The 24,301-nt window shown below is 33.4% G+C and carries 24 protein-coding genes; 5 read left to right on the forward strand and 19 right to left on the reverse strand.

From position 1 onward, the window contains the following. Positions 1-10: 10 nt before the first annotated feature. The 5 genes from pgmB to CVU84_00600 form a co-directional block, all read right to left on the reverse strand. Complete coding sequence (gene pgmB / locus CVU84_00580; protein PKM96244.1) at positions 11-667, reverse strand: beta-phosphoglucomutase; 657 nt, start codon at positions 665-667, stop codon at positions 11-13. 1 nt (position 668) lies between these two features. Next, positions 669-2,975, reverse strand: coding sequence for a family 65 glycosyl hydrolase (locus tag CVU84_00585; protein PKM96245.1), 2,307 nt, complete (start codon positions 2,973-2,975; stop codon positions 669-671). An 11-nt stretch (positions 2,976-2,986) separates the two neighbouring features. After that, complete coding sequence (locus tag CVU84_00590; protein ID PKM96499.1) at positions 2,987-3,811, reverse strand: sugar ABC transporter permease; 825 nt, start codon at positions 3,809-3,811, stop codon at positions 2,987-2,989. Between the two features lie 24 nt (positions 3,812-3,835). Then, entirely contained in the window at positions 3,836-5,065 is a 1,230-nt protein-coding gene (locus tag CVU84_00595) for an ABC transporter permease (GenBank protein ID PKM96246.1), read from the reverse strand. 69 nt (positions 5,066-5,134) lie between these two features. Beyond that, positions 5,135-6,379 carry an ABC transporter substrate-binding protein gene (locus CVU84_00600; GenBank protein ID PKM96247.1) on the reverse strand — a complete coding sequence of 415 codons (1,245 nt, stop codon included), beginning with the start codon at positions 6,377-6,379 and terminating at the stop codon, positions 5,135-5,137. A gap of 140 nt (positions 6,380-6,519) precedes the next feature. On the opposite strand from CVU84_00600, the gene CVU84_00605 reads away from it, so the two are divergent. The 5 genes from CVU84_00605 to CVU84_00625 all read left to right on the forward strand — a co-directional run bounded on the left by CVU84_00605 (position 6,520) and on the right by CVU84_00625 (position 12,036). Next, positions 6,520-7,734 carry a hypothetical protein gene (locus CVU84_00605; GenBank protein ID PKM96248.1) on the forward strand — a complete coding sequence of 405 codons (1,215 nt, stop codon included), beginning with the start codon at positions 6,520-6,522 and terminating at the stop codon, positions 7,732-7,734. 80 nt (positions 7,735-7,814) lie between these two features. Next, positions 7,815-9,101: a hypothetical protein gene (locus CVU84_00610; protein PKM96249.1), complete on the forward strand. Its 1,287-nt coding sequence runs from the start codon at positions 7,815-7,817 to the stop codon at positions 9,099-9,101. Between the two features lie 176 nt (positions 9,102-9,277). Next, positions 9,278-9,763: a hypothetical protein gene (locus tag CVU84_00615; GenBank protein ID PKM96250.1), complete on the forward strand. Its 486-nt coding sequence runs from the start codon at positions 9,278-9,280 to the stop codon at positions 9,761-9,763. A gap of 378 nt (positions 9,764-10,141) precedes the next feature. Further along, entirely contained in the window at positions 10,142-11,305 is a 1,164-nt protein-coding gene (locus CVU84_00620) for a hypothetical protein (protein PKM96251.1), read from the forward strand. 17 nt (positions 11,306-11,322) lie between these two features. Next, positions 11,323-12,036: a hypothetical protein gene (locus CVU84_00625; GenBank protein PKM96252.1), complete on the forward strand. Its 714-nt coding sequence runs from the start codon at positions 11,323-11,325 to the stop codon at positions 12,034-12,036. Between the two features lie 221 nt (positions 12,037-12,257). On the opposite strand, the gene CVU84_00630 is transcribed toward CVU84_00625, so the two are convergent. The 14 genes from CVU84_00630 to CVU84_00695 all read right to left on the reverse strand — a co-directional run bounded on the left by CVU84_00630 (position 12,258) and on the right by CVU84_00695 (position 24,298). Continuing rightward, complete coding sequence (locus tag CVU84_00630) at positions 12,258-12,479, reverse strand: hypothetical protein (protein PKM96253.1); 222 nt, start codon at positions 12,477-12,479, stop codon at positions 12,258-12,260. Between the two features lie 84 nt (positions 12,480-12,563). Continuing rightward, on the reverse strand, positions 12,564-13,049 hold the full coding sequence (locus CVU84_00635) for an acetolactate synthase small subunit (GenBank protein PKM96254.1): 486 nt from the start codon (positions 13,047-13,049) through the stop codon (positions 12,564-12,566). A gap of 31 nt (positions 13,050-13,080) precedes the next feature. Beyond that, entirely contained in the window at positions 13,081-13,977 is an 897-nt protein-coding gene (locus CVU84_00640; protein PKM96255.1) for a phosphate butyryltransferase, read from the reverse strand. A 38-nt stretch (positions 13,978-14,015) separates the two neighbouring features. After that, positions 14,016-15,086: a butyrate kinase gene (gene buk, locus CVU84_00645; protein PKM96256.1), complete on the reverse strand. Its 1,071-nt coding sequence runs from the start codon at positions 15,084-15,086 to the stop codon at positions 14,016-14,018. Positions 15,087-15,771: 685 nt separating this feature from the next. Next, the gene (locus CVU84_00650; GenBank protein ID PKM96257.1) at positions 15,772-16,077 is read right to left on the reverse strand and encodes a spore coat protein; all 306 of its coding nucleotides are present in this window, start codon (positions 16,075-16,077) and stop codon (positions 15,772-15,774) included. Beyond that, positions 16,070-16,303: a hypothetical protein gene (locus CVU84_00655; protein ID PKM96258.1), complete on the reverse strand. Its 234-nt coding sequence runs from the start codon at positions 16,301-16,303 to the stop codon at positions 16,070-16,072. Before CVU84_00655 ends, CVU84_00650 begins: the two co-directional genes overlap by 8 nt. Positions 16,304-16,537: 234 nt before the next feature. Next, a complete protein-coding gene (gene asd / locus CVU84_00660; protein PKM96259.1) occupies positions 16,538-17,623 on the reverse strand; it encodes an aspartate-semialdehyde dehydrogenase in 1,086 nt (361 codons plus the stop codon). A gap of 220 nt (positions 17,624-17,843) precedes the next feature. Beyond that, on the reverse strand, positions 17,844-19,643 hold the full coding sequence (gene recQ / locus CVU84_00665) for a DNA helicase RecQ (protein ID PKM96260.1): 1,800 nt from the start codon (positions 19,641-19,643) through the stop codon (positions 17,844-17,846). A 24-nt stretch (positions 19,644-19,667) separates the two neighbouring features. Continuing rightward, complete coding sequence (locus CVU84_00670; protein PKM96261.1) at positions 19,668-20,711, reverse strand: hypothetical protein; 1,044 nt, start codon at positions 20,709-20,711, stop codon at positions 19,668-19,670. Between the two features lie 100 nt (positions 20,712-20,811). Then, on the reverse strand, positions 20,812-21,468 hold the full coding sequence (locus tag CVU84_00675; GenBank protein ID PKM96262.1) for a histidine phosphatase family protein: 657 nt from the start codon (positions 21,466-21,468) through the stop codon (positions 20,812-20,814). A gap of 143 nt (positions 21,469-21,611) precedes the next feature. Then, positions 21,612-22,088 carry a hypothetical protein gene (locus CVU84_00680; protein PKM96263.1) on the reverse strand — a complete coding sequence of 159 codons (477 nt, stop codon included), beginning with the start codon at positions 22,086-22,088 and terminating at the stop codon, positions 21,612-21,614. A gap of 82 nt (positions 22,089-22,170) precedes the next feature. After that, positions 22,171-22,884, reverse strand: coding sequence for a hypothetical protein (locus CVU84_00685; protein ID PKM96264.1), 714 nt, complete (start codon positions 22,882-22,884; stop codon positions 22,171-22,173). 27 nt (positions 22,885-22,911) lie between these two features. Further along, on the reverse strand, positions 22,912-23,601 hold the full coding sequence (locus CVU84_00690; protein PKM96265.1) for a capsular biosynthesis protein: 690 nt from the start codon (positions 23,599-23,601) through the stop codon (positions 22,912-22,914). Positions 23,602-23,617: 16 nt separating this feature from the next. Next, positions 23,618-24,298, reverse strand: a complete 681-nt coding sequence (locus CVU84_00695) for a hypothetical protein (protein ID PKM96266.1) — start codon at positions 24,296-24,298, stop codon at positions 23,618-23,620. Positions 24,299-24,301 lie beyond the last annotated feature (3 nt).

Raw genomic sequence — 24,301 nt, forward strand, 5'->3', positions numbered from 1 at the left:
CCTTTGTAGCTTAAAGAATAATGAGTTTTTCAAAAACACGAAGTAATAAATCAGTAGATTCAACTACTTGGTCTGCTAAGTAAAGTACATCTTTATCTCCGACACCAACAGCATACATGTACCCATCTTTTGCAGCTTGGATGCCGGACGTTGCATCTTCAACTACGATACATCGTTCTGGTTCAATATCAAAATGCATTGCTGCCTTTAGGAAAAGATCAGGTGCAGGCTTACCTAACTTAACTGAATCCGGATTCACAATGTAGTCAAACCACTGAGTAACACCAAGTTTATCAACGATTGTTGGTGCATTTCTTGAAGCACTGCCTAGAGCTATATGAACCCCATTTTCCTTAAGCCATGTTAGTAGATCAATAATACCAGGTAATATATCTTCTGGTGTCATTTGATTAATTAAGCCTAAATAATATTCATTTTTTTCATCTGCTAAGGCATTTTTCGCCTCATTGTTATATACGTTATTTAAATTTTGTGTTGCAAGAATTCTTTCTAAGGAATCAATTCTTCCAACACCTTTCAGTTGTTCATTAAACTCTCTATCAATATCTATACCAATCTTATTGGCTAACTGCTTCCATGCTAGGTAGTGATACTCTGCAGTATCTGTAACCACACCGTCTAAATCAAATATTACAAGCTTATACACTTTAATTATCTCCTCTTACTGTATGAGTCAGTTGCTTAAGCTGAAGGGTTAATTCCTTTTCAATGAAATAACCTTGTTCGTAAATTTTCACTTCTAAAGGTTTGCCTTCAATGCAAATATGAATATGCTCCATGTTTACCTCAATATGAATTACGCGGCCTAGATATTTGATGTTAAACTGATAACCTTCCCATTCATCTGAAAGTATTGGATTGAAGCTAATACCTTCTTCTTTTATTCTTAACCCCGCAAAACCATATACAATGCCCATAAAGCTACCACCCATATTTGCCATATGCAAACCGTCTTTTGTATTATTATGGGTGTTATCAAGGTCAAGTCTCGCTGTTTCCATAAAATATTGATAAGCTTCTTTTTCATATCCTAATTTACACGCCACCATACTACTTACACAATAAGACAATGATGAATCATGGGTAGTAATCTTCTCATAATAATCATAACTATTTTTAATAGTACTTTCTTTAGTATAATCCTCTAGCATTAGATGGGCAAGTATTGTATCTGCTTGTTTTAATACTTGATGACGATAAATTGTTAGTGGATGAAAATTCATAAGCAATGGATATTGTTCTTTTTTTGTTCCACTGAAGTCCCAAACCTTCTTATTTAAAAAAGAGTCGTCTTGGGGATTGATGTCTAATTGTTCATCGTATGGTAAATACATGATATCAGAAATTTCCTTAAATCTTTGAATTTCTAAGACCGCTACATCTAACTTCGTTAACAAATCTGTTGTTGCTACCTCACCAAAGCAATCCATTAATTCTATGTAGATTTTATTTGCCCAATATAAGTTATACTTAGCAATCGTATTTGTGTAATAATTGTTGTTTACAATTGCAGTATACTCATCCGGTCCAGTTACACTATCAATGTAAAAATGTTCACCTTTTTGATGACCCATATCCACCCACAGTCTAGCAGTCTCAAATAAAACCTCGGCACCAAAGTCACGCATAAATTGTATATCGTTTGTAGCTAGATAATAGCTAATAAATGCATAAGCTATGTCACCACTAATATGGTATTGAGCAGTTCCTGCTGGAAAATACCCAGAGCATTCAGTACCACTAATTGTACGCCAAGGAAACAAAGCGCCTCTCTTATGCCCCATAATCATTGCTCTTTCTTTTGCTTGCTCTAAGATGTTATAACGATACATTAATAGATTTTTTGCTATTTCTGGATTTGTTAGAAGAAATACTGGGAAAATCAAAATTTCTGTATCCCAAAAGTAATGTCCTTCATAGCCTTCTCCAGTTAATCCCTTTGCAGAAATATTGCTGTATTTATCTTTGCCTACTGATTGAAGAAGTTGAAAAATATTAAACTGCAAACCTTCTTGAATGCTTTTTTCACCTTTTACATCAATATAGGTTGACTTCCAAAAATCCGCTAAATATTTCGTCTGTTCTTCTATCCAATACTCAAAACTAAATTCTTTAACCTTTGTTAATAGTTCGTTACTTTCTTCTAGTGGGTTTTGATGTCTTAAAGAGTCTGTATAAATTGTATACTTTGTAAAACTTGTTTTTTCATTTAATTTGAACTTATGAACTTCTTCAACTTGCTTTGAGTTTGTAAATTTTACAATTTGACAATCTTCCTTACCTCTAGATCCAATTAAAGTACTTACACAACTGCAGGATAACCCCGAGTGGCTTGTTTTAACTTGGATTGATAAATGATCCTCGATTGATGTACTAACAATGTTTAAAAGCTTCGAATGTCCACTAGCCACTCTTGGATCATCTTTATCCGTGTAATTATACACATCTCCATTTAGATTTGATTTAATCATTACTTCTCCAAGATAGGAAATAGGTTCAATTTCTAAATGGATAACGAATAATTCTAATTGTTTAAATGATACCATCCTTTTGTAGCTAATCTTAAGTGCTTCATTTTTTTGATTGAAATAAGTAAAACTTCTAGTAACATATCCCTTTTTCATATCTAGTGTACGCGTATAATTTGTTATCTTACCTGTTAATGGTGAAACAATTTCTCCATCTTCAAGCTCAATAATCAAACCTTGACTATCAATAATATTTAGTAGCTTTTGCATCGTATCTGGAAATCCATATGCCTTTTCGGCATAAGTGATGTCCACAACATCATGAAAAGCATTTATATATGTTCCACGTATTGTCGGTAATTCATCTAGGTAGCCTTCTTCAAAATTACCTCTAACGCCAAGGTAACCATTTCCAATTGCAAAAATGCTTTCATTGATGATTAATTCATCCTTCAATATTTCGTTTTCTTTAATGTCGTGTTTCATTTAATCACCTACTATTCTTTTAATGCTCCAGAAGTTAAGCCTGAAATAATTTGTCTTTGGAATAGCAATACAATAATTAAGGTTGGAATCGTAACAACTACAGAAGCTGCTGTAACCTGACCCCAGAAAATTTCAAATTGTCCTCTTAAAAATGATATTGCAACGGGTGCTGTATGATAAGATAGGTCTGTATTTAAGGTTAAGGACAGAACATACTCATTCCATACACCAATAAAGGTAATAATTGCTGATGTGAATATACCAGGTAATGCCAACGGTGCAACAATTTTTAATAAAGTCTGAACTGGTGTGGCACCATCAATTTTGGCAGATTCCTCTAAGGTATAAGGGATCTTTTTAAAATGTGTTACTAAAATATAGATGGCAACCGGTAACGAAATCATCGAATATGGAAAGATAATATTATAAGAATTCGTCCATCCTAATGCATTAAACATGTTATAAATTGGTCCCACTACAATCATCTGTGGAAACATCGATACCGCGAGCACTAGAGTTAAAATAAAATTCTTACCCCTAAATTGAAGTCTTGCAAGTGCATAAGCAGCAAAGATTGAGATAACAGTTACATAAATCGTTGTAAGAGATGCTACAATAAAACTATTTCTTATCCCTCTGAGCACATTATTATTAACCAAGGCTCTGTAATGATCTAGTGTAGGATTCTCTGCGATTAGTTTAAGCGCACTTTTTCCCCATATTTCATTTTCTGGTTTAAAGGAAGTAATCAACACCCAGATAAATGGAAATACAATGATGATGAGATAAAAAATAATGAAGATGCTAAATGCTCTTGTTAAGTTTTTATTTGTCATTAATTTTTTCATATAGTCATCCCCCTATTCTCTTGATGAAATATCTACATTTAGCACTTTAATGTAGAAATAACAAATAACAGCTACACATAGGGCAATGATAATGGTTAATGCTGAACCATACCCAAATTTTGTCTGAGCAAACATTGCTTTATAGGCATATATGGAAATGGTTTCTGTTTTACCACCTGGTCCACCGCCTGTAAGTACATAAATTAAGTCAAAGACTCTAAAGGCATCCAAGGTTCTAAAAAGCAATGCAACTAGAATTGACGGTTTTAACATCGGAAGTGTAATTCTAAAAAATTGTTGTAGTTTGTGAGCTCCATCTACTGAAGAAGCTTCGTATACCGAGTTTGGTATTGTTTGTAATCCAGCAAGAAGTAATAACGCCATATACGGTGTTGTTTTCCATACATCTGCAATAATAACTGCTCCCATTGCTGCCGTACTAGTAAGTAATAAGTCTGTTGGCTGTGATATAAGACCAATTTTAGAGAAAATCATAGCAACGACACCACTTGTTCCATTGTATAAGTACAACCATATTAGAGCAGAAACAACTGTTGGAATCGCCCATGGAATTAAGGAAAGACTTCTTATCAGCCCTCTTCCAAACATTGCCTTATTCATTATTAAGGCTAATAAAATACCGCAAACCAGTTCAATACTGATTGAAAAAAACGTAAAAATCAGAGTGTTCAATAACGCAGTTCCAACTCTTGCATCGGTAAATGCTTGCTTATAATTATCAAGTCCAATGAAGTTAGGCTTGATCACTGAGGATGCGTATCCTTCTGTTACAGCTAAAACATCATCTTTTATTGTAAAGCCCTCATCATTAAGTGTGTAAATTTCGTTGATTGCTTTTATTACAGTTTGAGCGAATGCCTCAAATTCAATATTTTCAGCATCAGATAGCTTAACAACTTTTTCTTCACCGTATTTATTTAGAACTTTTTCTTCATATGAGTTAATATCTTGAAGTAGTACGTCTATCTTTTCTTTAGATTCCGTTAAGGTCGCTGTTGATTTCTCGCTATCCAAATAAAAGTTTAAGTACTGGTTTGTTTCTTTAAAGAGCTCAAGATTATATTGATTGCTCATTGATAGCCTAGATTTTGTTTGATCATTCAATTGATAATCAAATAAAGAATATGTGACCGATTGAATTACTGGCCATAGCGAAAAAATGATAACAAAAAACATTGCAGGAAGTATTAAAAAATAAGCGATTTTATTATTTTGCTTCATAGTAATCTCTCCTAAAGATTAAGGTCGCATGCTTACATTGTAAGCATGCAAACCTTAAACATCCATTTACTATTGTAGTGCAGTTTCGATTTCTTTTACTGCATCTTCTAATGTTTTAGATCCTGATAAATAAGCATGTGCTGCTACTTGAATTTTATCTGATACTTCTTGGTAATTTGCTACAACTGGTCTAGCAATTGTTTTAGTTAAAGCTAATTTAAAGCCTTCATTTGATAATAACGTATTTGCAGCAATGATACCTTCATCGGCTAGTAGTGAATTCATACCTGGTAAGCTAGCATTTGTTGATGAATATATTCTTTGTCCGCCGTCACCTGCTAAGAATACAGCAAAATCCTTTGCTCCTTGAAGATTATCAGAGTTTTTATTTAGACCGATTAACCATCCACCAACTGTTCCTCCATTTGGAAGTGGAGCAAGGCCAACTTCTTCAACTACGATTGGAGTATCATCAGCTACTGCCATACCGTACATATAAGGCCAGTTTCTAGCAAATACAGCTTCTTTATTTGTAAATGATGCATGAGTTTCACCTTCTGTATATACTAAAATATCTTCTGGCATTGCACTTGACTCAGTAAAGGCTTTCATTGTTTCTAAGCCACCTTTTACATCAGTCCAGTTCTTTGAGAATTCATTTAAATTACAAATTAAACCTTCATATTGCTTAGATTGGTATACAAAACCGTATTTAGTTCCACCTTGACCAACATATTTTTCTGACATTGCCAATAAATCTTCCCAAGTATATGTACCTGCTTCTAGTTTAGCTGCATCTTCAGGTGATACAACATCTTTTCTATAATATAAGAAACCTAAATCTGGGAAAAATGGTAATGCATAATTTTTACCTTGATATTTTCCTGATGCCATGGAACCCGCATTAAAATCACTAGCCTTCCAGCCTTGATCCATAAGTAGTGTATCTACTGGTTCAAGATAGCCCGCAGCTGCAAATTCGCCAGCCCATACAACATCCATTGCTAGAACATCATATTCCCCTGAACTAGCTGATAAAGAATTCAACAATTGATCATGCATTTGAGCTGAGTCATTTGTCATGTTAGCAAATTCTACGTCATATTGAGGATATTCAACTTCAAAAGCTTCAATAACCTTTTGAATACCACCAACAGGGTCAGCTTGGAAGCCGATTGTAATTGTTGTTTTTGCTACATCTGTAGTTTGAGTGTCTGCAGGTACGTCTTTAACTGCATCATCTTTTTTTGCTCCACATCCCACTACGCTAAACACTAGGATTGAAAGCATTAAAATAGATATTATTTTTTTCATTTTCTTCCCTCCAAAATTGATAAAATATTTAATTGCTACATCTTGCATTATAGACTCATTATCCTTTATAATATATCATATATATTATATTTGTATCAAATATATTATATAATTATTTGTGTTAAGGAAAAGGTGATCAGATGAATGAACTTACTCTTTCAATAAGTGAAAAAATGAATCTATTCTATCAATTTACTCAAGTACCCATCCACTTATTTTCAGATGATGAACATATTTTTTCATATACTCAACCCAGTGTGGATTTCCAAAAACACTTTAATTGGTTTTATGAAATAGTACACGATTCCTTAAAAAATCAAGTTCTTGAAAATCTTTTATATTTATCAAATGACTTGGAAGAAGCTTTTCTGATTACAATTTTACAAATACATGATAAAAACCATTATATCTTATGTGGTCCCTATGTATTGGCACAATCTCATGAAGAATTTATAAACAAGCTTATACTTAAAAGAAAGGTATCTTTGGAAGATAAAGACGAACTCATTCATTATTTTTCTTTTACTAGTTTAGTTGACGAAAAAAGAAATATTTATTACAGACAACTCTTTTGCGAATTATTTGTGAACTTAAGTTCAAATTCATCTGGAAAAGAAAATTCTCTTTCTGAAAAGTTTTATTTACATAGAATTGAAAACAAAGAAAAATGGTATTCACATCCTCCCTACTTCATTGAGCAAAGCCTATTGGTTAAAATAAAAGAAGGTAATGTTGAAGAATCCGAAAAAATTGTACAAAGTCTAAATACTTACCATGATGCAACCTTATCTACCAATTCAATTCGCTCCTTCAAAAATTCTTTAATATGCCGCTGTACCTTATACACTCGAGCAGTAATTGAAGGAGGCGTAGATTCTGAATCTGCCTTTACTTTGTCTGATACCTATATTAATGAAATTGAACATCGTAGCGATATACAAGACTTGTACCATTTGGACATAAAAATGATAAGAGAATTTGTGAAGCTGATTAACACAAAAATCAATAGAATGTATTCGCCTTTGGTACAATCCACAATAAAAATTATATCGACTTCTTTAAATGATAAAATTAGTGTAAAGGAAATTGCGGAACAAATACCTGCCAATGCAAACTATCTTTCTCAAGTATTTAAGAAGGAAGTAGGTACGGCTCTTAGTGTCTATATTAATCAAATTAAGATAGAAGAAGCGAAATACTTTCTTTCTTTCACAAATAGTTCCCTAGCAGATATTTCCAGCTTTTTTCATTTTGCTTCTCAAAGTCACTTTGCTAGTGTCTTTAAAAAGCACGCAAAAATGACTCCTCTAGAATATAGAAAGAACTATAAGAATTCAAGAAATACTTTACAATAAAAATGTTCATAATGTAGGGTCTTTACTTTTACTCCCCAGCTATGGTAAACTACTGTTTAGCATTATAAGGAGTCAATATTATGAAAACAAAAAAGCACTTATTTGGTTTAAACATTTTATTGTTTATTCTAATCATAGCCTTGAACAACCACATGCAAGTTAACGCACAACAAACCAAAAAGATAGACCAATCACCGCCAGATATAACAGCTGAATCTGCAATTTTAATTGATGCAACTACTGGTCAAATTCTATATAGTAAAAATGAAAACTCTCAACAATATCCCGCTAGCATTACTAAACTTATGACTGCTCTACTTGCTATAGAAGCGCTAGACCCAAAGGATACAATAACCTTTTCCAAAAATGCTGTATTTAGCATTGAGTATGGAAGTAGCCATATAGGAATGCAAGAAGATGAAGTTATCACTGTAGATCAGGCTATGCATGGTCTTTTATTAATGTCTGCAAATGAAATCGCAAATGGTTTAGCTGAAAAAACAAGTGGTTCTATTGAAGAATTTTCGAAGGATATGAATAAACGTTTAGAAGAAATTGGCGCATTAAATACTCATTTTGTGAATCCACATGGTCTACATAATGAAGATCACTATACAACTGCTTATGATATGGCTCTAATTACTCGGGAAACGATAAAAAACGAATACTTTTTAAATATAATGAAGGATATAACCTATCAAATTCCTTTAACGAATAAATCGACAGAAATTAGATACCTTGCTCAACAGCATAAAATGATGAATGAAAAAAGAGATGCCTCAATCTATCGAGAGGACGTTATCGCTGGCAAAACCGGGTTTACTAACGAAGCACAACATACGCTTGTAACTGTTGCACAACAAGATGATAGAACCCTTATTGTAGTTTTATTAAAGTCAGAAGCTAAGGACATTTACACGAATACTTCTAAGCTTTTAGATTATGGTTTTGAAAACTATAAAACAGTAAATTTAACTTCAAAAGATTACAAAGAAACGTTTATAATCATTAAAGATAATTTGCAAATTGGAGAGGCTATTGTTACATTAAAAAAACCTTTAAAAGTTTACATCGAAAATTTTCAAGATGAAAGTTCTATCGAATTCAAATCAGAAACTACTCCTCTATCCTACGATATTGAAAAGGGAGATAAGGTTGGTACTGTATCAATTTACAAGGATGGCGAGTTCATTGCTCAAGTTGATGCTGTGGTCCATGATGTAAATATTTCCATACCACTAAAAGCAGTGAAATCTATTGTTACAATTTCTATACCTATACTAATTATTGTGTTTTTGATTACCCTTTTCTTCTTTTACAGCCTTCGTCCAAAAAAACATTATAGTAAATATAAGAATAAGAGATAAAGGGGGATAAAGGGGACAGGCACTTTTATCTCATTTTTATTTCTTAATTGACTCCTGTACATTCATTTCAATACCTATTCACTTTGCCACAAATGGTTTAAACGGAACTTTTTCATATTATCCTTCGTCAAATTAACATGTAACCAAAAACATACCGACTTAAAGGAGCAAACACAATGAAAAAGATAATTATAGCTATTTTGGCATTGGGCCTTATATTATTTTCAGTAAGCTGTACAAATGAAAAACAGATTCCTGAACCTCTGATAGACGAACCTGTAATAGAGGAAAAAAATACTGATACAGTAGATCCAGCTGCTGGTATTATATTAGCAGGCGCCGATGAAGCTAAACAAATTGATATTTCTTCAATTAAATCTATCGAGCTTTTTGATCTTGACAATACTCTAGTAGAAAAAACATTTACAGAGACTGAGGTGGCTACCCTAGGTAATGCTTATAATGAAAGCATGATTGACGATATTTCTTACATCGAAATGCTAGCTGGCTACAGTATGATCATTACCCTCGATACTGATCAAACAATTCATATAACGAGCTACGGAAATGAGAATAATATTGTGGCGACTACTAATGGCACAACTTATCACTTGATATGCCCAGAGATTGGCAAATTATTATTAAGCGGAAGCCCTCAATAAAACACCTCTTATCGTTGCATTACTAGAATCCCTGTATATTTCTCTTCAGGGGTTCTTTATTAATTCAAAGTTTTTTTACTCTAGATGATGCTTTAACATTTTAATCGGTCAGGTTTTCACAGTAGTCTTCGTAAGAGAAAAGTGCCTGTCCCCTTTCTCTTCCCCTTTCTCTTCTCGATAACTTTTACTCGTTAAATATCAGTTGTCAAATAGTTGCAAATACTGTAGAATTAAATATTATAGTGTATTTATATTGGAGTGAAATGAATGCTAAATTGCCTTTTTGCTACTCTATAAATACTAATATTGTGAATCGGGTTTTTTTAGGGTTTTGATTAATTTGTGAGGTAGTTTGATCACAACATAGGAGGTATTTTTATGAAATCGGACCTTTTTATTGCTATAGCTCACAGTATAGAATTAAACTCATTTGACGCAGTTACGGAACTCATTGAAAATTGCGAACTTCAACTTGATTATCGCCACCCTACGGCAGGAATTCTCTATGCAAGTATTGACACTGATCATCAGTTGGTACTTGATAAGATTTATGAAAAGTGGTCAGATTTACAGCTGATTGGTTGCACAACAGACGGAGAATTTTCTTCAGAATGTGAATATGTCGAGGATTCACTCGTTTTGACATTATTTGCCTCAAATGAAATAAAATTTGTTTCAGGTTATATCAATAATACTTCATTAGATATGAAGAATGAATGTAGCGAAGTATTATCTGAGGCCTTGAACAAATTAAAACAACCACCTAAACTATGTATATTGTTTTCTGATGTGCTTAAAACCAATGGTGAAACAGTTATGGAACAGCTCAATATAGTTACTAATGGTAGTCTTCCAATTGTTGGTGGCATATCTGCAGACAGTTGGCGATTTGTTGATGCAAAACAATTTTACAACAACATATCATCATCAAACATATCTCCATTTCTGCTTTTAGCTGGAGAATTCGATTTTTCTTTGGGAATGGATTGTGGCTGGGAACCCATAGGTGAGACGGGAACTATTACAAAATCAGAAGGTAATATTCTTTATGAAATCAATCACAAGCCTGCACTTGAATTTTACAGAAGCATTCTTGGTGAATATACCAAACCTACACTAGAACTACCAATAGCCGTATATGATGATCATGGTGATTTTTGTTTTATGCGCACGACCTTCGAAAATTATGATATTAATAATGGATCTGTTACCTATTTAGGTAATGTTCCCCTTAATTATAAAGTTCGTATTACTATGGTAAATCGCGAGTCGATTTTAGCAGGTACTAAAAGTTCAATCAACCTATCCATTAATACATTTCCATCAAATGCTTTGCCAGTTATAGTATTATGTTTCTCTTGTTCAGCTCGAAGGGTTTTACTTGGTACGCGTACCATTGAGGAGTATCAGCTTGTTCGTAATAATCTTGATGAAAAAGTAAAATTTGTTGGCTTTTATACCTATGGCGAATTTTGTCCAAATTTAAATGAATTAACAAATAAATTCCACAACGAAACCTTTGTGGTTGTATCAATAGGATAATCTAACGGAGGTTCAGCATGGAAAATCATAATATAGATGCTTTGAACAAACAAATATCAATCTTAAAAAAAAGATTAGAACGCTCTGAACAAAGTCGAAAACTTACAGAACAGGCTATGGATCATTATGACTTGGTTTATCGTTCATCTATCCAAAAACTAGATGCACAGAAGAACTTACTAGATATTAAAAATAGCGAATTAGACTTAGTGAGATTAGAGTTGATTGTCAAAAATAAAGAATTAATAGAAGCATCAACTATCGATGGATTAACACGAATATATAACAGGAAAAAAATTTGTGAGCTCTTGGATGAAGCATACCTTATGGCACAGCGTGATGGGATAATACTATCAGTGATAATAATTGATATTGACCATTTCAAATTGGTAAATGATACATTTGGACATCAAGTTGGGGACCAAGTATTATTCGAACTTGCTCAACTGATAAAAGATAGCCTCCATGTTAAAGAGCATATAGGACGATGGGGAGGCGAAGAATTTTTAATGGTTTTACCAAATGCATGTGTAGAAATGGGATATGTACTTGCTGAGAGGATAAGGTTAAGAATATCTCGATATAACTTTCCAATCGCAAAGCATCTCACTTGTAGCTTTGGGATTACTGAATATAAAAAAGATGACAGAATTGAACAACTCATTAAACGAGCGGATATAGCTCTTTATCAGGCTAAAGAATACCGAAATCACTGTTGTGTATTTAAATAGAATGACCAGATTAATGTCTCTGAACTAACCGTAATGCCCTATATGTTATACGCTATCATATAGGGACATTTTTTTATTTTCAAAAGCATGAGAAATAAGTGACTGTCCCGTTTCTCTTTGTTTATTCATCACCTAATATTTGAGCATTATAAAAGAGCCCGTATTAGTGACTCCGGTATCATTTATTTCTTATTCTACAACATATTTATATTTCTAGAGTACTATAACTCCAAACCATTCAATAATTCCTTCAACTTTTTCATTTCCTCAACACTCAAAGTTACTCCCTTACCCATCTTGTCACCTTCTGGTGACCATTCACGAATATCATACTTTGACTCACGTTCATTCCAACTTATTAACCGTAATTCTTTGGTCCATCCTTTTGATGATTCAGATAAGATGCCGAGTTTTTCTTTAATTTCAAACTTAATTTCAGCCATTCATATACCTCCTTGACCATATCATGTGTGTTTATTAGATCAAATTTGAGAGAAAGGTGCCTGTCCCTTTCTCTCCCTTTCTCTCTATTGACGATTAGTACGATCTATGGCAATTGTTCCTGTACGTACAATCTCACGAATTCCAAATGGTCTTAAAAGATCCTCCATGGCTTGAATTTTATCTTCACCTCCACTGATCTCAATTGTCATTGTTCGAATCCCTACATCAACGATCTCAGCTCTGAATATTTCAGCTAGGGTAAGGATGTCCTGCCTCTTAGCCTCAGGAGCTTCAACCATGATCAAAGCCAATTCTCTAAGTACCGATAAGCCTTCTGTAATTTTCTTAACTTTGATTAAGTTTGTGATTTCATTCATTTTAGAAATGACATGATCTAGCGAATCTTCTTCGCCCTCTGTAACGATCGTAATTCTGCTTACTTGACTGTTTTCCGTAGTCCCAACCGCAAGACTATCAATGTTTAATCCAGTTTCGCCAAAAATTGCTGCAACCCTAGATAGTACACCTGCTTGATTTTCAACCCAAATAGAAAAAATTTGTTTTTTCATTCTATGTTCACCTCGTAATTTTTTTAAGGTTCTATCTTAAGGCAAGAGCCAAAATGATAGAATAGTATTTGGTTATGCTGTCATCCGCCCTTGAAGTAACCACAATGGGGACTTTAGCACCTGCCAGTATCGAGCAGGATTTTGATTTATAAAGGAATGCCAATGATTTGATTAAAATATTTCCCGCCTCGATATTAGGGACAATTAAAATATCTGCATCTCCGGCTACCTCACTTTCAATATGCTTATGCAGTGCTGCATCCAAATTGATTGCATTATCCATCGCCAAAGGACCATCTACCCTACAATTTACAATCTGCCCTCTTTGGGCCATCTTGGAAAGAGCAGCGGCATGAATGGTACTTTCGATAGAAGGGTTAACCACTTCAACCGCCGACAAGACTGCTACCTTGGGTCTATCTATATCTAGTTTAAGTCCAATATTTACAGCGTTTTGTATAATTTCAGCCTTTTGCTTGAGATCTGGGTAGATGTTTATGCCAGCATCAGTCACCATCAAAAGTTTTCCATAGGTCTCCACCTCGAATACAGATACGTGGCTGATTACGCCACCCGTTCTTAAGCCATTTTCCTTTGAGAGAACAGCTTTAAGAAGTTCAGAAGTATGTAAATACCCCTTCATCAAAATATCAGCTTCATTGTTATTGATCATATCAACAGCCAATCTTGCGCTTTTCGCATCATCTATTTCTTTCACAATATTCATTTTCGAAATATCCAATCCTATTTCTTCGGCAATTCTGAAAATTTTCTCTTTATCTCCAATCAATATGGGTTCAACATAACCCTTATCGTAGACTTCTTTGATGGAAGAAAGGACGTTATCATCGTGGGCAGCGGCAATTACCACTCTTCCCTTGGGTTTACCGACGATCAGGGTTTCAAGCATATCAAGTTTTCGTATCATTTTATCAATCCCTCCAATCACATTCGTCATGTGATATATTATTCGTACAACTTAACAGCTTCTTCGCCATTTAAAACTCTTAGCCCGCCTTGAGTCAACGCGAGTAATTCATCCTCTCCTGGATATACGAACACAGGAGCAATAAAAGAAACCCTTTCTTTAATCGCGTTGATAATGGATTCATTATATGCAATACCACCTGTTAATAAGATGGCTTCGACTTTGCCTGAAAATACTGTTGCACATTTTCCAATCTCCTGTGCAATTCCATATGCCATAGCATTTTGGATTAATTGTGCTTTTTGATCTCCTTCTGCTGCTGCTTTGCATATTTCCCCTGTGTTGTTAGTTTGAAAGTATGCGACATATCCTCCTTGTCCAGTTAATAACTTGTTCATTTTATCCAGCGTGTAGGTACCACTAAAACACATTTGCATTATATCTCGTACTGGAAGTTTTCCTGAACGTTCAGGTGAGAAGGGTCCCTCACCATCAAGACCATTATTGACTTCTACAACTTTACCTTGTTTATGTGCGCCAACCGTTATGCCCCCACCCATGTGAGCCACAATTAAATTTAGATTGCAGTATTCTTTATTTGAATCCTTAGCATATTTTCTACCGATTGCCTTTTGGTTTAACGCATGAAAAATGCTCCTTCTTCTGATTACAGGAATCCCTGTTATTTTAGCTACCTCATCTAATTCGTCTACACTTACAGGGTCCACGATATAAGCTGGGATGTTTAATGGTTTGGCTATCTCATGTGCAATAATCCCGCCAAGATTTGAAGCATGCTGTCCCTGAACTCCGACTTTAAGATCTTGTAACATTGTATCGTTGACTTGATAGGTTCCGCTCTCAACAGGTTTTAATAATCCACCTCTACCTACTACTGCATCCAATGAATGGATGTCGTAATTCTTCTGTCGTAGAGCATCTAAGACAACCTCTCGTCTAAATTCAAGTTGATCATAGATGCACGCATAAACTCCAATTTCTGTAGAGGAATGTCTCAATGTTTCTTCCAAAATCAGTTCTTCATCTCTATAAACCCCGATTTTGGTGGATGTGGAGCCAGGATTGATCGTCAATATATGATGAGACATGTCATCACCTCCTAGGGTTTGTGTTTTTCAATAAGCTACTTTGTCAAAGCTTTTTCAATCATTTTACTCACTTCATCCATTGTACTATTTTATTTTCATTTTCTCAATACAATAAATGGAAAAACCATAGAATGTATTTGATATTAGTTTAATTTTAAATGATCCCTTTAGACTCATAAATCAACTTTATATGAGGTAAAATTAAAGACAAAGGCTTTTAACAAGCAAACATATAAAAATAAGAAAGGGGGTAAAAGCTCATCCCTTCTACGCTTCATTGGCTATTCATTTACTATTACCGATACTGCCTTTTTTCTGTTGTTACCAACAAATGAACAAAATAATATCCACGCACCTTTCAGCCGTGAATATTATTTTGAATCATCTAATTATAATCTATCTGTTCATCACTTTTATCTATTCTTTTCAATACTTTATATTCAACCTCATACACCCATGCTTCTATAAAAAGAGTTCATAGCTTTTATTGCAATTTTTGTTGGGAATCCAATGGAAACCTTCACTAAAGCATTCTATATAATAATTGATGTTAACATTGTTTATAAATTAAAGAGCTATAAAACCATAAGTTTGTTAAAAAATTATAAGGTGGTAACTCATCAATATTAACTGAATTGTTACCACTTTATATTTGTACTCCCTTACTATACCGCATAAAAATGTATTACTGTAGATCCTCAATTGCCTGTTGTGATTGCTTATAGGATATTTGCAGTTGTTGTTCTGGTGTGGCATAAGGTGAAATCCAATCTTTCTTAACGGATAAATTGATGAGTGCCTCATGTGCCATGACATTTTGTGTGGTATATTCGCTAAAAAGCCTTCTAACTTCGGGTGTTGTAGATGTTAAAGTTGCGTTCAAGTATGCATTTGCAGATGCAGCAGCAGCAGCTAAGCCATTGACAGCAATGGTCTCATCAGCAGATTGATCTGTTACGTTTCCAAATAATGAACCTAAAACATTACTCATAAGTTGAACCTCCTTCATCTTCTTGATGAATAACATTATTTTCAATAATAAACTGCTGAAGTCCTTTAATCCTCATTTCTCCAGCTGTAATACCCGATTTTGCTTGAGCTTTCAGCTGTTCATCAGTAATAACATTGACACCAGCTTTAGCCATTGCTAACCCTGTCGTCTCCATTAGTATTAAATTGCTGATTGATAAAATTTCACTTGACGGTAATTTTTTCATGAATATTCCTCCTTTTATTTCAAAACTTAGTTTTTCCGTGTATAGGCATTAATATTCAATTTATCTTATTAATCAATTAATTATGGATTTTTGTGTAGTGTTACTTATCAGAATAACATTTAACTAATTACTGTGCTTTACATTACAAACCAAGTCAACAAAAATACGACCCCTTCTTCACTTTATAATGAGTCCATAAAGTTCCAAATGAGTCGCTTTCTATTAATCATACACCTATTTACTTGTAATATACCCTTCAGCTACCAACAGCTCTGCAATCAAAACGGCACCACCAGCAGCACCTCTTAACGTATTATGAGACAAACCAACAAACTTATAATCATAAATATGATCTTTTCTCAAGCGTCCAACTGAAATACCCATTCCATTCTCATAATCACGATCTAACTTCGTCTGAGGACGGTTATCTTCTGCCATGTATTTGATAAATTGTTTTGGCGCAGTTGGTAAATTGAGTTCTTGAGGTCGACCAACAAATCCATTCATTAAATCAATCAACTCTTCAATATTCGTTTCCTTTTCAAACTTAATCGAAACCGCTGCCATATGTCCATCCGCTGAAGGTACTCTAATACATTGAGCAGAAATGACTGGTGCAACTGCATCAACAATGATATCGCCATCAACATGCCCCCATACTTTAAGTGGTTCTTGCTCGCTCTTTTGTTCTTCTCCACCGATATAAGGAATTACATTATCAACCATTTCTGGCCAAGTATCAAAGGTTTTACCTGCTCCAGATATCGCTTGATATGTGCAAATAACAGCTTCCTTTAATCCAAGCTTCTTCCAAGCATTCAGAACTGGAACATAGCTTTGTATTGAACAATTAGGTTTAACAGCAATAAAGCCTCTGTTTGTTCCTAATCTTTTTCTCTGAGCTTCAATTATTTTAATATGTTCGTTATTTACCTCTGGAATAACCATTGGTACATCTTTCGTTCCTCTATGAGCTGAATTGTTTGATACAACTGGAATCTCAGCTTTAGCATAAGCTTCTTCAAGTTCTTTGGTTGCTTGTTTATCCATATCAATTGCACAAAATACAAAGTCAACTTCAGCTGCAATATCATTGATAGCTATAGCGTCTTGTACCATCATATTTCCAATAAATTTTGGAATCTCAATATTTTGAGCCCATCTATCCCCTACTGCTTCATAATAAGTTTTTCCAGCTGATCTTGGGCTAGCTGCTAAGCAAACAACATCAAACCATGGATGATTATAGAGTAATGTAATGAATTTCTGACCTACCATACCTGTTGCTCCAATAATACCAACCCTTAATTTTTTGTCCATTTCTTTTTCCTCAATTCTTATAATTTTATTATTTATTGTTCAAATGTTTTCTCTAGAAAGACATTTGTTTTCTATTGGCGTATTTTATCATGTTTGAAAACAAAAATCAAGCACTTTATTTATTTTTTTATTCTTATTCAGATTATATCATATCATGATTGATTAATTAATCCTCTTATTTTACCATATCATTGCTCACACTTCTAGCTTAAATAACCAACTACAGGCTCAAAGGCATTATATTTTCATACCCTTCTTCAATCATATACCCTTGTATAATGTCAATAAACAATGCACCGTATTTTTCGTATTTAACCTCTCCTACTCCATTAATTTTCAGCATTGCTGCTTTATAAGTAGGCAAAAATTGGCACATCTCTCGTAAGGATTTATCGGGGAAAACAGTATATGGTGGCAGTCCTGCTTCACTAGCCAATCTTCTTCTCAATTCTCTTAAGCGTTCAAACAATTTATCGGCAGGAGCAATTTCTCTAACCTTTAATTGATTATGAATTACCTGAACGTCTTTTTTAATGACTGCTCGTCCAAGATGAGTGACACATAAAATTGGATATTCGTCTGTGGATTGTATCAAATAACCATCAGCAATTAAACGACTAATAAAGTCTTTAATATCAGATAGGCTCCAAGTTTTCAGTAACCCATAAGTAGATAGTTGTTCAAAACGATTTTGTTTTACCTTTTTATTATTAGAACCCTTTAGTACCTCTGCTACTGTCGCAACGCCGAAGCGTTCCTTCATACGAAGCACACAGGAAATCACTTTCATTGCATCAATCGTTACATCTTCCTTAATGATCTCATCTGAACAGTTACTGCATTTTCCACAGTGATCAGGATACTCTTCTCCAAAATAATGAAGTATATGCTTTCTAAGGCAAGTAGTGATATGGCAGTAATGCGTCATCTGTTGTAGCTTTTCGTAACGATGGGACAAGTATGTAGAGTCTTTTTCCTCCAATTGATCAATAAGATACCGTCTCACTTGTACATCCTGAGGACTAAAAAGCAAAATACACTCTGACATTTCGCCATCACGACCTGCACGGCCTGCTTCTTGGTAATAAGCCTCAATATTTTCCGGCATATTGTAATGAATAATGTATCTAACATTAGATTTATCTATTCCCATGCCAAAAGCATTGGTAGCAACAATTATACTTGCTCTATCATATAGAAATTGTTCCTGTTGAGTTTTACGTTGATTCATTGTGAGACCTGCATGATATACGGCTGCTTTCACACCTTTTTTAATTAGAAGCTCATAGACATTTTCTGTCTCTTTGCGAGTTGAACAATAAATAATTCCAGACTCAGTTATATTCTTAGTAACATACTCTAAAACAAACTGCTTCTTGTTGACTCCCTTTAAGACATAATATTGAAGATTGTTACGGTCATAACCGTATAAAAAAAGCTTGGGATCTTTAAGCTTGATTTGAAGGATGATATCCTCTTTAACATGAGGTGTTGCTGTTGCTGTAAAAGCAGAGACGATGGGTTTGATTGGTATTTTACAAATGAATTCATGAATTGTTAAATATGCACTTCTAAAATCATGCCCCCATTGCGATACGCAATGTGCTTCATCAATTGCAATATGAGATATCTTACACCGATGTACAATGTCCATCATCAAAGGTGAATCCAACCGTTCAGGCGCTACATAAACCAGCTTATATTTCCCCTTAATGATATCTGTAACTCTCTTGTTTAATTCCGTAGCACTTACTGTGCTATTAATCAAGGTAGCTGGTATTCCCATATCAACCAAACTATCAACTTGATCCTTCATTAACGAAATAAGTGGTGATATTACCAAGGTGATTCCTTCAAAAATCAACCCAGGTATTTGATAGCAGATCGACTTACCACCACCTGTTGGCATAATCACCAAACAGTCCTTACCCTCTAGTATTGCACTAATTACATCTTCTTGACCTTCTCTAAAGCTTTCATAGCCATAGATTTTCTTTAATAATTCTCTAGCTTGTTTCATTTTCTCCCCTTCTTTAATTTTTCTTTATTTATGATCTTTTATTTCTTGGCTCTCAACTCTATTTCTTCCGTTCTTTTTAGCTTGATACATTGCTTCATCCGCTCGTTTAATAATAGAATCAGATGTATCTTCTTTTATATAAGTTGCAACACCAACGCTTACCGTAATTTGATGAACACCTTTAAATACGTTGTTTTGTACTGCAACTCTAATTCTTTCAGCAGTTTCATTCGCGTCATATAGATTTGTCTCTGGAAGAATTACGATAAACTCTTCGCCTCCAAATCTTACTAATATATCATATGTTCTAATACAGTTATGGACAACTAATGCTAATTCTTTGAGAATATGATCCCCCTTTTCGTGGCCATACTTATCATTTATACGTTTGAAGTTATCTATATCCAGCATAAGGATAGAAAAGCTACCTTTATCTCTATATGCTTTGTTAATTTCATTATTTATATATTCATTAAAATAATGTCTATTATAAGTTTTTGTTAATTGATCATGAACTGCAAAAACCTCTAGCTTATCTTTTATGTATATTTTTACATAGTAAATAATTAAAAAGACAATTAATAGATTTATAATAGAACCTAAAATGAAACTCTTATAATACTTAAGCTTAAGCTCTGATTCAAACTGGGCTTGCGTAACAACATTATTAGAAACATCCCATATTTTTTCACTCTTTAAATACAGGTCTTGTCTATATTCTTCATTTGGCTCAATTCTATATAATCGAATAATATCCTTAATATTTTCCCATTCACTGTGCATTGCGACAAATAATTTTTTAGAATTATTAGTTTGTATTATATCATCATTAAAGGCATATTCAGCAAAAATATTATCAACATTGGTAATCAAATCATCCTTTTCAATACCTATTATTTCATTTTTTATGATCCTTTGCATTGAACCTCTAATAATTCCTAGATGATTAATATCAGATGCATCATTTTTAAAGCTGTTTGCTATGTAAAACCTCGAAATCATGTCAATAATAGCTACTGTAGATATGAGTATCAATAACAAAAACAAATAATTTGATCTCTTATTCATGTCAAGAATGCCTCCGAAAAATCGTGTAATGTAATGAGTGTCTCAATAATCATTTTAGCATAATTTACACGCTTCAACAATAAAAATCGTTTACAACTTATTACTTCTCAAGCTCTTCTTCTGCAAACCATCCCCGCTTTAGTTGCTCCTTATAATGACTAATATCACCTATTGAATTGATTCGAATGTCATCATTCTCGTAGCTTAAAGTAGATAAGCTGGTTGGGAAAATATGAGAACCCTCCCATAGTCTTGAGATTTCTCCATTTGTTTCAATTGCATTCAATAAAGCTTTTATTACAACCGCATGAGCTACGATCAATATATTTTTATTCTTATAATGTACAAGCACATTATTTAAAAAGAATGTTACTCTCTCATTTAATTGAAGGAAACTTTCACCATCAATAGGTACATATTTCTCTGGTTCATTCCAAAAAGAATGATATTCGACTGGAAAATCTTTTTCTACTACTTCTGATATACAGCCTTCCCAGCAACCTAGGTTAATTTCCTTCAACTCATCAACTGTTATGACTTCAAGCTTCCTGTTTGCTATTAAAACTTCCGACGTTTGTATCGCTCTTCCGAGTGGACTTGAAAGTACAACATCAATCTGTTCATCTTTCAATTTATCAAATAACCATTCGGCTTGCTTCATTCCAAGCTCGGACAAGGGGGAGTTATTATGCCCTTGCATTCTTCTTTCTGTATTCCATATTGTTTCACCGTGTCTGGTTAAAAATATCTTGCCCATATTGCCTCCTTGAAGTTGACTTGCTATTTGTACTAAACCAATATATTTATATGTCTATATATTTTTATAATTTTCAGGATTTAATGATGCACAAAAAAACGACCAAAGTGCCGTTTATTTGACTTAGGGATTATATTAATGTTCTATTTTTTGAAATCATCAACCTTATTTTCGTTCAATAAAATCTGTTTAAAATACACCATAAAAACCCCACCTATAATGATTCCTATCAGGACTCCAAAACTATCTATCATTATATCAAAAAGCGAACTGGTTCTTCCACCAGAACTTCTTTGAAAATATTCATCAATAAAAGCTAATGATACACCTACTATACTACTTATTAAAAGGGTTAGTAAAACTCTTCTTAAGAAATAACTACAACATACTATTAACAAAATAGTTAAAATTAAATATTCTGTAAAATGCGCAAGTTTTCTAATAACAAAATTTATATCTTCTGCATTGTAACTATTATTACCTTGAGCATCCAGGAATATCTCTATCTTATTAGCTATTCTATTTGATATTCCATTGGATTGGTTCCCACTTTGAGAAGAAAACACGAGAATTGTTGCTAATGTAATTATTAACATAATAAAGGGTAAATATTTTTTCAATTTTGCACTCCTAAGTTATAAACCTTCTTAATTTCCTTCGAGAGAATTAAAGGCAATAATATTTTGGTAAGATATTCTTTACTTATATAATAGTTCCGCCAAGTACTATTTTTTCTGGGTTGCTCAGAAATACGTTATCAGCTATCTCTCTCCCAATCTTTTTGCTAACCATATTATATGCATCCATTAGGATTGGCCTTCTATTACTTATATTATGCGCATCAGATGATACAAAGCTTATTGTATGATCCTTTAATCTTTTAAGCAACCACCGTTTTAACCATATTTTTGACTTATTAAGGATACTAACATTAATCTGCATATAGCAGCCCATTTCTTTAAGTTCAATGATTTTATTTAAATCATCTTTAGTACCAATGAGCCTTTCACAATGAGCTATAATTGGTATATAACCACTTATTATAATATCAAACAACATCTTTTTTACCATTTGAAGCGGTGAATTGTAGCTCAATTCAATTAGAACATATTGACTTCCTCCTAAAGTTTTGCATTTTCCACCCACTAAAGCTTCCAGTAGATATTCATCTAAATATGCCTCATTACCAAGATAAAATTTCAGATCACTTTTATCTTCTTTAAATTTATCTACTATTTCTTGAAATCGCTTTTCCATTGACTCAATATCATAAATATAATATTTATTATAATGTGGTGTAGCTATCATCGAACGAATACCATCGTTATAAGCCATATTAATCATCAATTCTGAATCTTCTATGGTTTTTGCGCCATCATCTAGTCCATATATTATATGGCTATGTATATCCATCATAATTTTACTCCGATAAACTTTAGTTTATTATTTTGTTTTTATAATATTTTTTCCTTTTTCGCCATAATATTTCCCTTTTTGCTTTATGGTCATTTTTGTTATTGTTACACCAACAATATTTGCACCCACTTTATCTAACGCTTTTTTTGCATTAACCACAACACTCTTTTTTGTTTTATTTGCTGCAACAACCAATATTACTCCATCTACTAATTGAGAAATTATAGATGCATCAGTAACATATAGAACTGGTGGCGCATCAAGCAAAATAATGTCGTATATATTACTTGCTGTATTAATCAAATTCTTAAATTTTTCAGAACCTAATAATTCTGCTGGGGCAGGTGGCTTTAATCCGGCACACAATATGTCTAATCCCTTTATTTCCATAGGTTGCTGTACAACCTCAGATAAAAGCATATTTGTAGATAACAGCCCTGTTAGCCCTGGTGTTTGCTTTAGTCCAAAAATGTTATGTATATTTGCGCATCTTAGGTCACAGTCTATAAGTAATACTTTTTTTCCAACCTGTGCGAGTGAAATGGCCAGGTTACAAGTAGATGTTGATTTTCCTTCCCCCACAGTAGCACTAGTAGTCATAAATATTTTATACTTCCCGTCAATATTTATATAGTTAAGATTTGTTCGAAACATTTTATAACACTCAGATATATAGGAATTAGGTTTTTTGATTGTAACTAATCCATCGTTGTTCATAATATACTCCTCTCATTTAAAATTTGGGAATGGTACCAATTACTGGTAATCCAATCAATTTTTCAATGTCTTCCTCTTTTTTTATAGTATTATTTAATAGAAGTTGAATAAAAAGAAATAATAATCCCATCATAAAACCAACTATACCTGCAATCAAAGTATACATTATTTTGTTTGGACTAATAGGTTCCATTGGAATAATTGCCATATCAATAATTCTAATGCTTTCAACATCAACTATCTCAGCTGCAACTATAGTTAATTGTTTAGCTAATTCATTTGAAATATTTGCTGCAAGTACTGGGTCCGTATTCTTGAACCCGACAGTGAAAAACCTCGAATCTTCAATTGTATTAACAAATAAACTCTCTCTAAACTCTTCCAAAGTCATCTGAAGTTTAAAATTTTGTATGACTTCTTCTACCACTAAACGAGTTCCTACAATTTGCTTATAATCAACTACTAGTTTATTCTTAACTTCAAACTCTGACAATGATATACCTAATTCTCCAATATTGTTTTTCTCTTTACCAATAAATAGAGTGGTTTCAGCCTCATATACTGGTTGTATGTATTCTACATTAATAAAAAGTGTTAAACTAGCACTTATAGCACTAAACAACATTAATATCCACCATTTGTTTAATATAAAATTTATAATTTCAACTAAATCCATTTCTTTATATTGATCGTCCATTAA

The sequence above is a fragment of the Firmicutes bacterium HGW-Firmicutes-1 genome (genome assembly GCA_002841625.1).
Taxonomy (GTDB): Bacteria; Bacillota; Clostridia; order Lachnospirales; family Vallitaleaceae; genus HGW-1.

Coding starts and splice junctions, on each gene's coding strand:
- CVU84_00690 (PKM96265.1), bottom strand. CDS start 23,601: ATGAACAACGATGGATTAGTTACAATCAAAAAACCTAATTCCTATATA.
- CVU84_00625 (PKM96252.1), top strand. CDS start 11,323: ATGGAAAATCATAATATAGATGCTTTGAACAAACAAATATCAATCTTA.
- CVU84_00595 (PKM96246.1), bottom strand. CDS start 5,065: ATGAAGCAAAATAATAAAATCGCTTATTTTTTAATACTTCCTGCAATG.
- buk (PKM96256.1), bottom strand. CDS start 15,086: ATGTCTCATCATATATTGACGATCAATCCTGGCTCCACATCCACCAAA.
- CVU84_00600 (PKM96247.1), bottom strand. CDS start 6,379: ATGAAAAAAATAATATCTATTTTAATGCTTTCAATCCTAGTGTTTAGC.
- recQ (PKM96260.1), bottom strand. CDS start 19,643: ATGAAACAAGCTAGAGAATTATTAAAGAAAATCTATGGCTATGAAAGC.
- CVU84_00685 (PKM96264.1), bottom strand. CDS start 22,884: ATGATGGATATACATAGCCATATAATATATGGACTAGATGATGGCGCA.
- CVU84_00590 (PKM96499.1), bottom strand. CDS start 3,811: ATGACAAATAAAAACTTAACAAGAGCATTTAGCATCTTCATTATTTTT.
- CVU84_00670 (PKM96261.1), bottom strand. CDS start 20,711: ATGAATAAGAGATCAAATTATTTGTTTTTGTTATTGATACTCATATCT.
- CVU84_00605 (PKM96248.1), top strand. CDS start 6,520: ATGAATGAACTTACTCTTTCAATAAGTGAAAAAATGAATCTATTCTAT.
- CVU84_00650 (PKM96257.1), bottom strand. CDS start 16,077: ATGAGTAATGTTTTAGGTTCATTATTTGGAAACGTAACAGATCAATCT.
- CVU84_00675 (PKM96262.1), bottom strand. CDS start 21,468: ATGGGCAAGATATTTTTAACCAGACACGGTGAAACAATATGGAATACA.
- asd (PKM96259.1), bottom strand. CDS start 17,623: ATGGACAAAAAATTAAGGGTTGGTATTATTGGAGCAACAGGTATGGTA.
- CVU84_00695 (PKM96266.1), bottom strand. CDS start 24,298: ATGGACGATCAATATAAAGAAATGGATTTAGTTGAAATTATAAATTTT.
- CVU84_00615 (PKM96250.1), top strand. CDS start 9,278: ATGAAAAAGATAATTATAGCTATTTTGGCATTGGGCCTTATATTATTT.
- CVU84_00585 (PKM96245.1), bottom strand. CDS start 2,975: ATGAAACACGACATTAAAGAAAACGAAATATTGAAGGATGAATTAATC.
- CVU84_00655 (PKM96258.1), bottom strand. CDS start 16,303: ATGAAAAAATTACCGTCAAGTGAAATTTTATCAATCAGCAATTTAATA.
- CVU84_00640 (PKM96255.1), bottom strand. CDS start 13,977: ATGATACGAAAACTTGATATGCTTGAAACCCTGATCGTCGGTAAACCC.
- CVU84_00635 (PKM96254.1), bottom strand. CDS start 13,049: ATGAAAAAACAAATTTTTTCTATTTGGGTTGAAAATCAAGCAGGTGTA.
- CVU84_00630 (PKM96253.1), bottom strand. CDS start 12,479: ATGGCTGAAATTAAGTTTGAAATTAAAGAAAAACTCGGCATCTTATCT.
- CVU84_00620 (PKM96251.1), top strand. CDS start 10,142: ATGAAATCGGACCTTTTTATTGCTATAGCTCACAGTATAGAATTAAAC.
- CVU84_00610 (PKM96249.1), top strand. CDS start 7,815: ATGAAAACAAAAAAGCACTTATTTGGTTTAAACATTTTATTGTTTATT.